Origin of the sequence: Enterobacter sp. Acro-832, from assembly GCF_011752745.1 — a bacterium.
Classification (GTDB): Bacteria; Pseudomonadota; Gammaproteobacteria; order Enterobacterales; family Enterobacteriaceae; genus Enterobacter; species Enterobacter quasiroggenkampii.
Window position 1 is genome coordinate 57,330 of sequence record NZ_VWWX01000011.1, and the last position, 15,705, is coordinate 73,034.

Sequence of the window (15,705 nt, forward strand, 5' to 3'; positions counted from 1 at the left end):
AGAGACAAGCATTGTGGCGCTACTCATTATCACCACTATCCTGTGGGCCTTCTCCTTTAGCCTGATTGGCGAATACCTTGCCGGTTCAGTCGACAGCTACTTCTCGGTGCTGATGCGCGTAGGGCTGGCGGCGCTGGTGTTCCTGCCGTTTCTGCGCACGCGCGGACAGTCGCTGAAAACGATTGTGCTGTACATGCTGGTGGGGGCGATGCAGCTCGGCATCATGTACCTGTTCAGCTTCCGGGCTTACGTCTATCTGTCTGTCTCGGAATTCCTGCTCTTTACCGTGCTGACGCCGCTCTACATCACGCTGATTTACGATCTGCTGAGTAAACGCCGTCTGCGCTGGGGATACCTGCTGAGCGCGGCGCTGGCGGTGATCGGCGCGGCGATTATTCGCTACGACAAAGTGAGCGATCACTTCTGGACCGGGCTGATGTTCGTCCAGCTCGCCAATATCAGTTTCGCCATCGGCATGGTGGGCTACAAACGCCTGATGGAAACCCGTCCGATGCCGCAGCATAACGCGTTCGCGTGGTTCTACCTGGGGGCCGCGATGGTCGCGGTGGCGGCGTGGTTTATGCTCGGTAACCCGCAAAAGCTGCCGACTACTCCCGTGCAGTGGGGCGTGCTGATCTGGCTGGGCGTCGTGGCTTCCGGGTTGGGGTACTTCATGTGGAATTACGGCGCGACGCAGGTCGACGCCGGTACGCTGGGGATCATGAACAACGTGCATGTCCCGGCTGGGTTGTTGGTCAACCTTGCCATCTGGCAGCAACAGCCGCACTGGCCGAGCTTCCTTATTGGGGGAGCGGTGATCCTGGCTTCGCTGTGGGTCCATCGCCGCTGGGTCGCTCCGCGCTCCGCACAAACGGAAGATGGTCGCACGCGTGGTTCCGCGCTGAGCGAATAAACGCCTCCGTAATCGGCTGACGCTGCTCGCCATCGCGCACAGCGGCGTACAGCCGGCTCCACAGTCCTTCACCCAGGGTTTTGGTCACCACCAGATCCTGGCGCTCAAAGCTCTCTACCACCCAGTGCGGCAGCGCCGCGATACCCATTCTGGCCGCCACCATCTGAATCAACAGCAGGGTGTTATCCACGCTTTTCAGCTGCGGACTGATGCCCGCGGGCTGCAGGAAGTGTCGCCAGATATCCAGACGACTGCGCTGAACCGGGTAAATCAGCAGCGTTTCCGTCGCCAGGTCTTCCGGCGTGATGCGCGTTTTGGCCGCCAGCGGATGATCCGGCGCCAGTACCAGGCGTACTTCATAATCAAACATCGGCGAATAGTGCAGGCCGCTGCGCGGCAGAATATCGGACGTCATCACCAGATCCAGCTCGCCCTGCTGCAGCGAGGGCTGCGGGTCGAACGTTACGCCGGATTTGAAGTCCATCTCCACCTGCGGCCACTTCTGGCGGAAGTTCTCAAGCGCGGGGGTCAGCCACTGAATACAGCTATGGCACTCAATGGCGATACGCAGCGTGGTCTGCTGCGGTTCGTTGCACGCCTGGAGCGCGCTGGCGATTTGCGGCAGGACCTGATTCGCCAGCTGCAACAGGATCTCGCCCTGGGGCGTAAAGCGCAGCGGCTGGCTCTTGCGCACAAAAAGACGGAAGCCGAGGCGTTGTTCCAGATCGCTGAACTGGTGAGAAAGGGCGGACTGGGTCTGGTGCAGCGTGGCCGCCGCCGCCGCGAGCGAGCCGCAGTTCCGCAACGCTTGTAGCGTTTTCAGGTGTTTTATCTCGATCATGAAAGTCCTTCACTTCGCCATGAACATTTTGCGCTTGAGGAATATACAGTACCTGCCAATTATAGATGTGTAAACATCTGGACGTCTAAATAACGAATTTCATAAGGGGCACACCATGACAATCCGCAATCACACACTCGGTTTCCCTCGCGTTGGCCTGCGTCGCGAGCTGAAAAAAGCGCAAGAAAGCTACTGGGCGGGTAACGCCACCCGTGAAGAACTGCTGGCGGTGGGACGCGAGCTGCGCGCCCGTCACTGGGATCAGCAAAAACAGGCGGGAATTGACCTGCTGCCGGTGGGCGATTTCGCCTGGTACGACCATGTTCTGACGACCAGCCTGCTGCTTGGCAACGTGCCGGCTCGTCATCAGAACAAAGATGGATCGGTAGATATCGATACTCTGTTCCGCATCGGCCGTGGCCGTGCGCCAACGGGTGAGCCAGCGGCAGCGGCGGAAATGACTAAATGGTTTAACACTAACTATCACTATATGGTGCCGGAGTTCGTAAAGGGTCAGCAGTTCAGGCTGACCTGGACGCAGCTTCTGGATGAAGTGGACGAAGCGCTGGCGCTGGGCCACCAGGTGAAACCCGTGCTGCTTGGGCCGGTAACGTACCTGTGGCTGGGCAAAGTAAAAGGCGAGCAATTTGACCGGCTCAGCCTGCTGAAGGATATTCTGCCGGTCTATAAACAGGTGCTGATTGAGCTGGGCAAGCGCGGCATTCAGTGGGTGCAAATCGACGAGCCGGCGCTGGTGCTCGAACTGCCCAAGGTTTGGCTCGATGCCTTCAAACCGGCGTATGACGCGCTGGCGGGGCAGGTGAAGCTGCTGCTGACCACCTATTTTGAGGGCGTCACGCCGAACCTGAACACCATTACCGCGCTGCCGGTTCAGGGCCTGCACGCTGACCTGGTTCACGGCAAAGACGATGTCGCGGAACTGCACAAGCGACTGCCTGCAGACTGGCTGCTCTCCGCGGGTCTGGTTAACGGTCGTAACGTCTGGCGCGCCGATCTGACCGAGAAATACGCGCAGATTAAGGACATCGTCGGCAAACGTGAGCTGTGGGTGGCCTCGTCCTGCTCCCTGCTGCACAGCCCGATCGATTTGAGCGTGGAAACCCGTCTTGATGCTGAGGTCAAAAGCTGGTTTGCCTTCGCCCTGCAAAAATGTGAAGAGCTGACGCTGCTGCGCGATGCGCTGAACAGCGGCGACACGGCGGCGATCAGCGCATGGAGTGCGCCGATTCAGGCACGTCGTCACTCGGCGCGTGTGCATAACCCGGCGGTGGAAAAACGCCTGGCGGCCATCACCGCCCAGGACAGCCAGCGTCAGAGCCCATATGAGGTGCGCGCCGAAGCGCAGCGTGCCCGCTTCAACCTGCCTGCGTGGCCGACCACCACCATCGGTTCCTTCCCACAAACCACCGAAATCCGTGGCCTGCGTCTGGACTTCAAAAAGGGCAACCTGGATGCGAATCACTACCGCACCGGTATCGCCGAACACATCAAGCAGGCGATTATCGAGCAGGAGCGACTGGGGCTGGACGTACTGGTGCACGGTGAGGCTGAGCGTAACGACATGGTGGAGTACTTCGGTGAGCATCTCGACGGCTTTGTGTTTACCCAGAATGGCTGGGTGCAGAGCTACGGCTCCCGCTGCGTGAAGCCGCCGGTGGTGATCGGCGACGTCAGCCGTCCGGAAGCGATCACCGTGGAGTGGGCGAAATACGCGCAGTCCCTGACCGACAAGCCGGTGAAAGGCATGCTCACCGGTCCGGTGACCATCCTTTGCTGGTCCTTCCCGCGCGAAGACGTAACCCGTGAAACCATCGCGAAGCAAATCGCGCTGGCGCTGCGTGATGAAGTGGCAGATCTGGAAGCTGCAGGCATAGGCATCATCCAGATTGACGAACCGGCCCTGCGCGAAGGTCTGCCGCTGCGTCGCAGCGACTGGGATGCCTACCTGAAGTGGGGCGTGGAGGCGTTCCGCATCAACGCCGCGGTGGCGAAGGACGACACGCAGATCCACACCCACATGTGTTACTGCGAATTTAACGACATCATGGATTCGATTGCCGCGCTGGACGCTGACGTGATCACCATTGAGACGTCGCGCTCAGACATGGAGCTGCTGGAATCGTTCGAAGAGTTCGAGTACCCGAACGAAATCGGACCGGGCGTGTATGACATTCACTCCCCGAACGTGCCGAGCGTGGAGTGGATTGAAGCCTTGCTGAAAAAAGCGGCACAGCGCATTCCGGCTGAGCGCCTGTGGGTGAACCCGGACTGCGGCCTGAAAACCCGCGGCTGGCCGGAAACCCGCGCCGCGCTGGCGAATATGGTGAAGGCAGCACAGAATTTGCGTCAGGCATAATTGTGACGCGCGATGGCCGGGCGTCTGCCCGGCCTGGAATGCGCATGCTTAGTTCAGATCTGCGCCGTTGCTGGCAATCACCTTTTGGTACCACCAGAAGGAGTCTTTTTTCAGCCGTTTCAACGTACCGTTGCCTTCATCGTCCTGATCGACATAGATAAAACCGTAGCGTTTGGACATCTGCGAGGTGCCCGCGCTGATGATGTCGATACAGCCCCACGTGGTGAACCCCATCACCTCGACGCCTTCATTAATCGCGGCCAGCGTTTGCGCGAAGTGTGCGCGGAAGTAGTCGATTCGATAGCTATCGTGGATCTTGCCGTTTTCGACCACATCCTTCGCGCCCAGACCGTTTTCAACGATAAACAGCGGCTTCCGGTAACGGTCATACAGCTCCAGCAGCGATATTTTCAACCCAAGCGGATCAATCTGCCATCCCCATTCGGACGCAGGCAGATACGGGTTTTTCACACCGAGAACGGTATTCCCGGGAATGCGTTCGGCGTCAGGCTGCGTGGATTCGGTCATCGACATGTAATAGCTGAAGGAGACGAAATCGACGGTATGCGCCTTTAAAATACGCCGATCGTCAGGGTGCATTTCAATATGGATATTTCGTCGTTCCAGATCGCGCAGGATCAGCGGCGGATAGTCGCCAAATACCTGCACGTCGGCATAAAAATAGTTTTCCAGGTTTTTCTTCAGCGTGGCTTCAACGTCTTCCGGACGGCAGCTGTGCGGATAGGTCGTCAGTTTCGTCAGCATGCACCCGACCTGGCTGCCCGGAATTTTGGCGTGGCAGTCGCGCGTGACCAGTGCAGACGCGACAAACTGATGGTGCAGACCCTGATAGATATCCTGTTTCGCGTTGCCCGGTGCGCTTTTCTCTTCGCGAATGCCCGCGGTCGTAAAGGGATGGCGGTGAATACTGTCTATTTCATTGAAGGTTAGCCAGTAACGCACCAGCTCTTTGTAGCGGTCGAAACAAACATTGCTGAAGCGAACAAAGGCATCAACCACATTGCGATGCACCCAGCCGTTATATTTTTCGCTCAGCGCCAGCGGCATTTCGTAGTGGGAAAGGGTGACCAGCGGCTCGATGTTATGACGACGCAGCTCGCGAAACAGTTCTTCATAAAACTGCAGCCCGGCCTCGTTTGGCTCGGCGTCCTCTCCGGTCGGGAAAATACGTGACCAGGCAATGGATACGCGCAGCACCTTAAAACCCATCTCAGCAAACAGCGCGATGTCGTCTTTATAGTGGTGATAAAAATCGATGCCGCGGCGTTTCGGGTACAGCGCATCATTTTTACCTTCAAACGCGTCGCGAATATTTTCGTCCGTCAGGGCCATGTGGCCGCTGTAATCTTTCACGGAGAGGTTGGGTTTCCAGGCGACAGCGTCGGCAACGGACGGCCCTTTGCCGTCCACGTTCCATGCGCCTTCGGCCTGGTTGGCGGCAATCGCGCCGCCCCATAAAAAACCGTGTGGAAACGCGAGGGAATTGTCCATAACACGCACTCCTTATACGTCATGATGATGGGAAAGGCTTACCCTTTTTTACCACCGTACTGACGGAACCACGTAAGCATCCGCTGCCATCCATCTTTAGCCGATTCAGCGTGATAGCTCGGACGATAGTCGGCGTTAAACGCATGCCCGGCATCCGGGTATACCACGATCTCCGCCTTCGCATTTGCCGCGCGGAGCGCATGGCGCATGGTTTCTACCGAATCCAGCGAAATACCGGTGTCCTGACCGCCGTAAAGCCCTAACACGGGGGCATTTAAGTCTGTGGCGATATCAACCGGATGTTTCGGTGAATTCAGCGTTTTTTCACCCACCAGTTTGCCGTACCAGGCGACAGCGGCTTTGAGCTGCGGGTTATGCGCGGCATACAGCCAGCTAATGCGTCCGCCCCAGCAGAAGCCGGTGACCAGCAGACGATGGGGATCGCCCCCGTTGCGCGCCGCCCAACTGGCGACGTGGTCGAGGTCGGCCAGCACCTGCGCGTCCGGGACTTTGCTGACCAGGTTGCTGAGCAAGGTGGGAATATCGCTGTAGTCGTTCGGATCGCCCTGACGGAAGTAGAGCTCTGGCGCAACGGCCAGATAGCCTTCCAGCGCCAGCCGGCGGCAGAGGTCGCGAATGTGTTCGTGAACACCGAAAATTTCCTGAACCACGATCACGATGGGCAGCGGGCCGTCTGCCGATTTTGGTCGTGCGTGGTAAGCAGGCATGTTCTCTCCCTGCGTGGGAATAGAGGTCTCACCCGCGGTGATGGCATCTTCAGACGTTGAGACGATGGTTGAGGCATGCGGGGCCGCAGCAGGTGCAAAACCGGTTTTTTCAGTCATGGCATTCTCCGTACCAATCAGTTAGCGCAAAGGTAAATATAGACACCAGGTTAACAACTCACAGTGCCTTAAACGGTCTATCTTTTGTGCAGCACCTGACGATATAACTTGTTAATGTGATGTAAATCACTTTTTTATGGAAATTCGATGCAATCATTTTCATTCATGGTGAGATGCGTCACGAAATTATGCTTACTGCTTCTGTAAAGTACCGTTTTACTTCTTCTGACTAACCGACCCACAGAGGAGTCACCTATGTCTAAGTCTGATGTTTTTCATCTCGGCCTCACTAAAAACGATTTACAAGGGGCTACGCTCGCTATCGTCCCTGGCGATCCGGAGCGTGTGGAAAAGATCGCCGCGCTGATGGATAAGCCGGTTAAGCTGGCAGCCCATCGTGAATTTACCACCTGGCGCGCAGAGCTGGATGGTAAAGCCGTGATTGTGTGTTCTACCGGTATCGGTGGCCCGTCTACTTCGATTGCTGTTGAAGAGCTGGCACAGCTGGGCATTCGTACTTTCCTGCGTATCGGTACCACTGGCGCTATTCAGCCGCATATCAACGTCGGCGACGTGCTGGTGACGACCGCGTCTGTGCGTCTGGATGGCGCAAGCCTCCACTTTGCACCGATGGAGTTCCCGGCGGTGGCAGATTTCGAGTGCACCACCGCGCTGGTTGAAGCCGCGAAATCTGTGGGTGCAACCACCCACGTGGGCGTAACCGCTTCGTCCGATACCTTCTACCCGGGCCAGGAGCGTTACGACACCTTCTCTGGCCGCGTGGTAAGCCGCTTCAAAGGCTCCATGGAAGAGTGGCAGTCGATGGGCGTGATGAACTACGAAATGGAATCCGCCACGCTGCTGACCATGTGCGCAAGCCAGGGTCTGCGTGCCGGTATGGTGGCGGGCGTTATCGTCAACCGTACCCAGCAGGAGATCCCGAACGCCGAAACCATGAAGCAGACCGAAAGTCATGCGGTGAAAATCGTGGTAGAAGCGGCGCGTCGCCTGATCTAGTCCTCTCCCTTCGAAACCAAAGGCCGACACGTTCGGCCTTTATTTTTTTCAGAAAGTCACTTACCCCATAATCACATGAAAATCAGCTCACTTAATCAGCGCCATATGGAGTGAATAAATATAGCAATTGTAAAAACTGAAGTTACGAACTCCATGATTTCGTTAGCATTGTGTACCAGATTCATAAACAAGATATTCCCTTAGGTATTCTGTTGGTTTGCATATCATGTTCAAGAAAATGCACCGCTTTGCGTTAATGGTTTCTGACAAGACAAAATAAGGAAACTACTGAAAACCTTACCTTGAGCAGATATTGGTTTAAGGATACAAATTTTAATTTGGAAGCTTCCTTCTAATCCCTTATATCCACCTCTGTTATTGTCACGACCCTTGCTATTAAATGAATATTTTTTGCGTAGCGCCTCGCAGGAACACCCAGTCGAACTGGACGTTTATACAGGTTCGTTATAAAACACGTCCTTCAGAGCAGGAGCATAGGGTGTGATTTTGGGTTAACCTGGTATTCGTTGTCGCTCAACGTATTGTCAAATCCGTGTCGGCAGCACTGCTACAACTACTTGTAAAATAACCTTGAGTCCACAGAACGCCTTTGTAGTAATCGTGCTGAGCAATCTCTCAGTAGTCACGGCGAATGCGGTTTCATTTGCCATAGACCAAAGTAGAATAGTGTCAATGAAACGACTTCAAGCCTTCAAATTTCAGTTGAGACCCGATGGTCAGCAGGAGCGAGATATGTGGCGCTTCGCTGGAGCTTGTCGCTTCGTTTTTAACCGCGCGTTGGCGCTTCAGAATGAGAACTATGAGACAGGGAATAAGTACATTCCCTATACAAAAATGGCTTTTTGGCTCACAGCCTGGAAAGCCGATCCGGAAACAGAGTGGCTTAATGCATCTCCATCGCAGACGTTACAGCAGTCGCTAAAAGATCTGGAACGTGGTTACAGGAACTTTTTTCAGAAACGCGCGGCATTCCCCCGTTTAAAAAAACGCGGGAAGAATGATGCTTTTCGTTACCCTCAGGGGGTGAAGCTTGATCAAGCCAACAGCCGTATATCGTTGCCAAAGTTGGGATGGATACGCTACCGCAATAGCCGCAAAATCACTGGTGAAGTGAAAAATGTTACAGTTAATCAGTCATGTGGCAAATGGTTTGTTAGCATCCAGACAGAGTGCGACGTTGCCGAACCCGTTCATAAGGCAGCGTCAATTGTTGGCCTGGATGCTGGAGTTATGAAACTCGCAACGCTTTCAGATGGCACAGTATACAAGCCCGTCAACAGCTTAAAAAACCGTCAGCTTAAGCTGGCAACGCTCCACCGCCAGTTAAGCCGTAAAGTAAAATTCAGTGCTAATTGGAAAAAACAGAAACGGAAACTGCAAAGTTTACATTCGCACATTGCTAATATTCGGCGCGACTATCTGCATAAAATCACCAGTGAAATCAGCAAAAACCACGCGATCATTGTCATTGAGGATCTTAAGGTCAGCAACATGTCGAAGTCGGCGAAAGGCAAGGTAGAGTTGCACGGGCGAAACGTCAGAGCCAAATCAAGCTTAAATCGCGCGATACTGGATCAGGGGTGGTATGAAATGCGTCGCCAGCTTGAGTACAAGCAGCGATGGCGAGGCGGTCAGGTGATTGCAGTTCCTCCGGCATATACCAGCCAGCGATGCGCCAATTGTGGTCATACTTCGAAGGAAAATCGCCTGTCTCAGAGTAAATTTGTTTGTCAGATATGCGGATACAGGGCGAACGCCGATATCAACGGTGCGCGTAATATTTTAGCGGCAGGGCATGCCGTGCTTGCCTGTGGAGGGATGGTGCAGTCAGGCCTTTCATTGAAGCAGGAACCCACCGAGGCGAGTCAGGTTTCGATCTGATCGCTGTAGGGGTCTCGGTCCTTCAGGACAGGGAGGATGCCAAACAGCACAATCCTATTTTGTGCGGGTAATACGTTGATGCAGGGGGCATTGTGGATATCTCAATCCTGATTTATGCGGTGATTGCGCTGGCGGGCGTGGCGATAGGCTGGCTGATGTCCAGCTATCAGCATGCGCAGCAGAAGGCCGATCAGCTGGCTGAACGCGAAGAGATCGTCGCCGATTTAAGCGCGGCCAGGCAGCAGCTTGCCCTGAGTGAACACTGGCGCGACGAGTGTGAACTGCTCAACAACGAGCTGCGCAATCTCCGTGATATCAACACCTCGCTGGAGGCCGATCTCCGTGAAGTGACCACCCGCCTGGAATCCACTCAATTGCATGCGGAAGATAAAATCCGCCAGATGATCAACAGCGAGCAGCGCCTCAGCGAACAGTTTGAAAACCTCGCAAACCGCATTTTTGAGCACAGCAACCGACGCGTTGACGAGCAGAACCGCCAGAGCCTGAACAGCCTGCTGACGCCCCTGCGTGAACAGCTGGACGGCTTCCGCCGTCAGGTACAGGACAGCTTTGGTCAGGAAGCCCGCGAGCGGCATACCCTGGCGCATGAAATTCGCAATCTCCAGCAGCTGAATGCCCAGATGGCGCAGGAGGCGGTCAACCTCACCCGCGCGCTGAAAGGGGATAACAAAACCCAGGGCAACTGGGGAGAAGTGGTGCTGACCCGCGTCCTGGAAGCTTCAGGCCTTCGGGAAGGGTACGAATACGAAACGCAGGTGAGTATTGAAAATGATGCCCGCTCGCGAATGCAGCCGGATGTGATCGTGCGGCTGCCCCAGGGCAAAGATGTGGTGATTGACGCCAAGATGACCCTGGTGGCGTATGAGCGTTACTTCAATGCGGAGGACGACTACACCCGCGAATCGGCGCTGCAGGAGCACATTGCCTCCGTGCGCAATCATATTCGCCTGCTCGGCAGAAAAGACTATCAGCAGCTGCCTGGCCTGCGATCGCTAGACTATGTCCTGATGTTTATTCCGGTAGAGCCCGCGTTTCTGCTGGCACTCGACAGGCAGCCTGAACTCATCACCGAAGCGCTCAAAAATAACATTATGCTGGTCAGCCCCACCACGCTGCTGGTGGCCTTACGCACCATTGCGAACCTGTGGCGCTATGAGCACCAGAGCCGCAACGCGCAGCAGATTGCTGACCGCGCCAGCAAGCTGTACGACAAAATGCGCCTCTTCGTGGACGACATGTCCTCCGTCGGGCAGAGCCTGGACCGTGCGCAGGATAACTACCGTCAGGCGATGAAAAAACTCGCCTCGGGACGTGGCAATCTGCTGGCGCAGGCCGAATCATTCCGCAGCCTGGGGGTAGAGGTTAAACGCGAGATTAATCCGGAATTGGTGGAACAGGCCACCGCCCAGGACGACGAGTTTCGCCTGCGTGAAGGGGCGGACGAACAAAAGACAAACAGTGAAGACAACACGTTAGCGGTGGATTTATCACCAGGCGAGACTTCGGCGCGTTTCTTTCGCGGTGGTTGAAACGTAGGGCAAACGCGCCCAATCTGTTACACTTCACGAACATTTTACTGATAAGCAGGCTCTAAGATGGCTGACGATTCACAAGACACAACGCACTTTGGCTTTCAGACTGTCGCCAAAGCGCAGAAAGCTGACATGGTGGCCCACGTATTTCATTCCGTGGCGGCGAAGTACGATGTGATGAATGACCTGATGTCGTTCGGCATTCATCGCTTGTGGAAGCGCTTCACCATTGACTGTAGCGGCGTGCGTCGCGGACAAACGGTGCTGGATTTAGCCGGTGGTACGGGCGATTTAACCGCGAAATTCTCTCGTCTGGTGGGCGAAACCGGGCGCGTTGTCCTCGCCGATATTAATGACTCCATGCTGAAAATGGGCCGCGAAAAGCTGCGTAACATCGGCGTGGTGGGGAATGTGGAATATGTGCAGGCAAATGCCGAAGCGCTGCCGTTCCCGGACAATACCTTTGACTGCATCACGATCTCCTTCGGTCTGCGTAACGTGACCGACAAAGAAAAAGCGCTGCGCTCCATTTATCGCGTGCTGAAGCCGGGTGGACGCCTGCTGGTGCTCGAATTTTCCAAACCGATTATTGAGCCGCTGAGCAAAGCTTACGACGCCTATTCCTTCCACGTTCTGCCACGCATCGGTGAGCTGGTGGCCAACGACGCGGAAAGCTACCGCTATCTGGCGGAATCTATCCGTATGCACCCGGATCAGGACACATTAAAAGCCATGATGCAGGATGCAGAATTTGAGAACGTTGAATATTTCAACCTGACGGCGGGTGTCGTCGCGCTGCATCGCGGTTACAAGTTCTGAGTGGAGGTGTCCCGTGCCCTTTAAACCCTTAGTCACCGCAGGTATCGAAAACGTACTGAATGCTTTTCTCTATCGTGCTCCGGCGCTTAAAGCAGCGCGTCAGCGGCTAAACGGGAAGGTATTACGTATTGTTTTAAAAGAGTTCTCGACGCCGCTTGTGCTGGTCTTCAGCGAACGCCAGCTTGACGTTCTGGGGGCGTGGGAAGGTGACGCCGACTGCTCGGTCATCACGCACATGAGCGTGCTGCCAAAACTGCGCGATCGCCAGCAATTAACGGCGCTTATCCGCAGCGGTGAGCTGGAAGTAGAAGGCGACATTCAGGTCGTGCAGAACTTCGTTGCGCTCACCGATCTTGCGGAGTTCGACCCGGCAGAGCTGCTCGCGCCTTTTATCGGCGACATTGCCGCTGAAGGTATCGGGAAAGTCCTTCAGGGTGGCACCTCCTTTGCGCGTAAAAGCCTGCAACGTCAGCAACGCTATGCGGCGGAAGTGCTGACGGAGGAGTGGCGAATGGCGCCCGGTCCACTGGAAGTGGCATGGTTTGCGGAAGAGACCGCTGCTGTTGAACGTGCGGTCGATGCCTTAACCAAACGGCTGGAAAAACTGGAGGGCAAATGACGCCTGGTGAAATTCGGCGCCTCTATTTTATTATTCGCACCTTTTTGAGCTACGGGCTCGACGAGCTTATCCCCAAAATGCGTATCACGCTGCCGCTTCGTATCTGGCGGCGGATGCTCTTCTGGATGCCCAATCGCCATAAAGGTCAGCCGCTGGGTGAGCGCCTGCGCCTCGCATTGCAGGAGCTCGGTCCGGTATGGATTAAATTTGGACAGATGCTGTCGACCCGTCGCGATCTCTTCCCGCCGCTTATTGCCGATGAGCTCGCGATGCTGCAGGACCGCGTCGCACCGTTTGACGGTGCGCGCGCGAAAAAGCAAATTGAAGAGGCGATGGGCAACATTCCCATTGAGACCTGGTTTGACGATTTCGATATTCAGCCACTGGCATCGGCCTCTATCGCTCAGGTACACACCGCGCGCCTGAAAGAAAATGGCAAGGAAGTGGTTATTAAGGTCATTCGTCCGGACATCCTGCCCATCATCAAAGCAGACATGAAGCTGATTTATCGTCTGGCGCGCTGGGTGCCGCGTCTGCTTCCGGACGGACGTCGTTTGCGTCCAATGGAAGTGGTGCGGGAATATGAAAAAACGCTGATTGATGAGCTTAACCTGCTGCGTGAATCGGCAAACGCCATTCAGCTGCGTCGCAACTTTGAAAACAGCCCGATGCTCTATGTCCCTGAAGTCTATTCTGACTACTGCAGCCAGAACATGATGGTGATGGAGCGTATCTACGGTATTCCGGTTTCGGATGTGGTGGCCCTGGAGAAGCAGGGAACGAACATGAAGCTGTTGGCCGAGCGTGGCGTGCAGGTCTTCTTCACCCAGGTGTTCCGCGACAGCTTTTTCCATGCGGACATGCACCCGGGCAATATCTTCGTGAGCTACGAGCACCCTGAGGATCCGAAGTATATCGGTATCGACTGCGGGATAGTGGGGTCGCTGAATAAAGAAGATAAACGCTATCTGGCCGAGAACTTCATCGCGTTCTTCAACCGCGACTACCGTAAGGTGGCCGAGCTACACGTCGATTCCGGCTGGGTACCGCCGGACACCAACGTCGAAGAGTTCGAGTTTGCGATCCGGACCGTTTGCGAACCGATTTTTGAAAAACCGCTAGCGGAAATCTCCTTCGGACATGTGCTGTTGAACCTGTTCAACACGGCTCGCCGCTTTAATATGGAAGTTCAGCCACAGCTAGTTTTACTTCAGAAAACATTACTTTACGTTGAGGGTGTAGGCCGACAGCTCTATCCTCAGTTAGACTTGTGGAAGACCGCGAAACCTTTCCTTGAATCCTGGATTAAGGATCAGGTTGGTATTCCGGCGCTGGTGCGCTCGCTGAAAGAGAAAGGCCCGTTCTGGATAGAAAAAATGCCTGAAATTCCTGAACTGGTTTATGACAGTTTGCGTCAGAGCAAGAACCTTCAGCACAGCATGGATAAAATCGCTCGCGAACTTCAGTCCAGCCGTGTTCGTCAGGGGCAGTCACGCTATCTCTTTGGGATTGGCGCAACGCTGCTGCTGAGCGGTACGCTGCTGCTAATCAACCGCCCGGAGTGGCAGATGATGCCCGCCTGGCTGATGGCCGCCGGGGTGGTTGTCTGGCTTGCCGGATGGCGAAAAACGCGCTGAGTTTGCGTCGCTATCGACGGGTCGCATACGTATAATGCGACCTGACTCATTAATCATCTATCCCTGAGGAACGTGTATGGGTGGTATCAGTATCTGGCAATTGTTGATCATTGCCGTCATCGTCGTGCTGTTGTTTGGCACCAAAAAGCTCGGTTCTATTGGTTCCGATCTGGGCGCGTCTATCAAAGGCTTCAAGAAAGCGATGAGCGATGATGAGAGCAAGCAGGATAAAACCAGCCAGGACGCTGACTTTACTGCTAAATCCATCTCCGACAAGCAAGAAGAAGCCAAAAAGGAAGACGCTAAACGCCACGATAAAGAGCAGGTGTAAGTCGTGTTCGACATTGGTTTTAGTGAGCTCCTGCTGGTCTTTGTGATTGGCCTGATCGTGCTGGGGCCTCAGCGTCTGCCGGTGGCGGTGAAAACCGTTGCGGGCTGGGTTCGTGCGCTGAGATCGCTGGCATCGACCGTTCAGAATGAACTGGCTCAGGAGCTTAAGCTGCAGGAATTTCAGGAAAGCCTGAAAAAGGTTGAGAAGGCGAGCATGGATAACCTGACGCCGGAACTGAAAGCGTCAATGGATGAGCTGCGCGAAGCGGCGGAATCCATGAAGCGCTCCTACAGCATTAACGATCCTGAAAAAGCGAGCGATGAAGCGAACACCATCCATAACCCGGTGGTGAAGGGCAGCGAAGAGCAGCGTGAAGGCGTAACGCCTGCCAGCGCTGAACATCAGGCTGCTGCGCCTGAACAGACGCCGCAGGAAACCGAAGTGAAAAAGCAGGTGCAGCCGGAAAAGCCCGTGGTTAACGCTGCCGAGGCAAAACCCGCCGCGCCCGTTTCCGAATCATCCCCTTCGTCGAGTGATAAAGCGTAAACATGGCTGTAGATGATACTCAACCGCTGATTACGCACCTCATAGAGCTGCGTAAGCGCCTGTTAAACTGCATTATTGCGGTTCTCGTTATTTTTCTATGCCTGGTCTATTTCGCCAACGATATCTACCAGGTGGTTTCTGCGCCGCTGATCAAGCAGATGCCGCTGGGCGCAACGATGATTGCAACAGACGTTGCTTCTCCGTTCTTTACCCCCATCAAGCTGACCTTTTGGGTGTCGTTGATTGCCTCTGCGCCCGTGATTCTGTACCAGGTGTGGGCCTTTGTGGCGCCAGCACTGTATAAGCACGAACGCAAGCTGGTCATCCCGCTGCTGGTGTCCAGTTCGCTGCTGTTCTATATCGGCATGGCGTTTGCCTATTTCGTTGTCTTCCCGCTGGCCTTCGGCTTCCTGACGCATACCGCGCCGGAAGGCGTCCAGGTGTCGACAGATATCGCCAGCTACCTCAGCTTTGTGATGGCGCTGTTTATGGCGTTCGGCGTGGCCTTTGAAGTACCGGTGGCCATTGTGCTGCTCTGCTGGGTAGGAGTCACCACGCCGGATGACCTGCGTAAGAAGCGTCCGTATATCCTGGTCGGCGCATTTGTGGTCGGCATGCTGCTGACACCGCCGGATGTGTTCTCCCAGACGCTGCTGGCCATACCGATGTACTGCCTGTTTGAGGTCGGCGTCTTCTTCTCACGGTTCTACGTGGGTAAAGGGCGTCGGTCGGATGACGAAGACGCGACGTCCGACAAGACCACTGAAGAGTAAAACCAGCCGCCCGTCAGGGC

At 55.2% G+C, this 15,705-nt stretch carries 14 protein-coding genes; 11 read left to right on the top strand and 3 right to left on the bottom strand.

Features of this window, described 5'->3' with window-relative positions; translation table 11 throughout:
- Window positions 1-13: 13 nt before the first annotated feature.
- A complete protein-coding gene (locus F3J31_RS22630) occupies window positions 14-913 on the top strand; it encodes a carboxylate/amino acid/amine transporter (protein ID WP_167215653.1) in 900 nt (299 codons plus the stop codon).
- On the opposite strand, the gene metR is transcribed toward F3J31_RS22630, so the two are convergent.
- On the bottom strand, window positions 801-1,754 hold the full coding sequence (gene metR, locus F3J31_RS22635; RefSeq protein ID WP_167215656.1) for an HTH-type transcriptional regulator MetR: 954 nt from the start codon (window positions 1,752-1,754) through the stop codon (window positions 801-803). The two genes, F3J31_RS22630 and metR, sit on opposite strands and share 113 nt — an antisense overlap.
- Before the next feature lie 115 nt (window positions 1,755-1,869).
- Here metR and metE point away from each other — a divergent pair, with 115 nt between their 5' ends.
- A complete protein-coding gene (metE, locus tag F3J31_RS22640; protein WP_167215659.1) occupies window positions 1,870-4,131 on the top strand; it encodes a 5-methyltetrahydropteroyltriglutamate--homocysteine S-methyltransferase in 2,262 nt (753 codons plus the stop codon).
- Between the two features lie 48 nt (window positions 4,132-4,179).
- On the opposite strand, the gene F3J31_RS22645 is transcribed toward metE, so the two are convergent.
- Window positions 4,180-5,643, bottom strand: coding sequence for a family 1 glycosylhydrolase (locus F3J31_RS22645; RefSeq protein ID WP_167215662.1), 1,464 nt, complete (start codon window positions 5,641-5,643; stop codon window positions 4,180-4,182).
- A gap of 38 nt (window positions 5,644-5,681) precedes the next feature.
- Complete coding sequence (locus F3J31_RS22650; RefSeq protein ID WP_048030776.1) at window positions 5,682-6,488, bottom strand: dienelactone hydrolase family protein; 807 nt, start codon at window positions 6,486-6,488, stop codon at window positions 5,682-5,684.
- Between the two features lie 255 nt (window positions 6,489-6,743).
- Here F3J31_RS22650 and udp point away from each other — a divergent pair, with 255 nt between their 5' ends.
- The 9 genes from udp to tatC all read left to right on the top strand — a co-directional run bounded on the left by udp (window position 6,744) and on the right by tatC (window position 15,685).
- A complete protein-coding gene (gene udp / locus F3J31_RS22655; protein ID WP_003860792.1) occupies window positions 6,744-7,505 on the top strand; it encodes a uridine phosphorylase in 762 nt (253 codons plus the stop codon).
- Window positions 7,506-8,198: 693 nt separating this feature from the next.
- On the top strand, window positions 8,199-9,407 hold the full coding sequence (locus tag F3J31_RS22660; protein WP_167215665.1) for an RNA-guided endonuclease TnpB family protein: 1,209 nt from the start codon (window positions 8,199-8,201) through the stop codon (window positions 9,405-9,407).
- A 92-nt stretch (window positions 9,408-9,499) separates the two neighbouring features.
- Window positions 9,500-10,957, top strand: coding sequence for a DNA recombination protein RmuC (gene rmuC / locus F3J31_RS22665; protein ID WP_167215668.1), 1,458 nt, complete (start codon window positions 9,500-9,502; stop codon window positions 10,955-10,957).
- A gap of 66 nt (window positions 10,958-11,023) precedes the next feature.
- Window positions 11,024-11,779 (top strand): bifunctional demethylmenaquinone methyltransferase/2-methoxy-6-polyprenyl-1,4-benzoquinol methylase UbiE, encoded by a 756-nt coding sequence (gene ubiE / locus F3J31_RS22670; protein ID WP_167215671.1) that lies wholly within the window; start codon window positions 11,024-11,026, stop codon window positions 11,777-11,779.
- Window positions 11,780-11,792: 13 nt separating this feature from the next.
- Window positions 11,793-12,398 (top strand): ubiquinone biosynthesis protein UbiJ, encoded by a 606-nt coding sequence (ubiJ, locus tag F3J31_RS22675; RefSeq protein WP_048030774.1) that lies wholly within the window; start codon window positions 11,793-11,795, stop codon window positions 12,396-12,398.
- Window positions 12,395-14,035, top strand: a complete 1,641-nt coding sequence (gene ubiB / locus F3J31_RS22680; RefSeq protein WP_045909219.1) for a ubiquinone biosynthesis regulatory protein kinase UbiB — start codon at window positions 12,395-12,397, stop codon at window positions 14,033-14,035. The genes ubiJ and ubiB overlap by 4 nt, the downstream gene beginning before the upstream one ends.
- Window positions 14,036-14,111: 76 nt before the next feature.
- Window positions 14,112-14,366: a Sec-independent protein translocase subunit TatA gene (gene tatA / locus F3J31_RS22685; RefSeq protein ID WP_020882874.1), complete on the top strand. Its 255-nt coding sequence runs from the start codon at window positions 14,112-14,114 to the stop codon at window positions 14,364-14,366.
- A 3-nt stretch (window positions 14,367-14,369) separates the two neighbouring features.
- Window positions 14,370-14,912: a Sec-independent protein translocase protein TatB gene (tatB, locus tag F3J31_RS22690; RefSeq protein WP_008501521.1), complete on the top strand. Its 543-nt coding sequence runs from the start codon at window positions 14,370-14,372 to the stop codon at window positions 14,910-14,912.
- Window positions 14,913-14,914: 2 nt separating this feature from the next.
- Window positions 14,915-15,685 carry a Sec-independent protein translocase subunit TatC gene (gene tatC, locus F3J31_RS22695; protein WP_045909218.1) on the top strand — a complete coding sequence of 257 codons (771 nt, stop codon included), beginning with the start codon at window positions 14,915-14,917 and terminating at the stop codon, window positions 15,683-15,685.
- Window positions 15,686-15,705 lie beyond the last annotated feature (20 nt).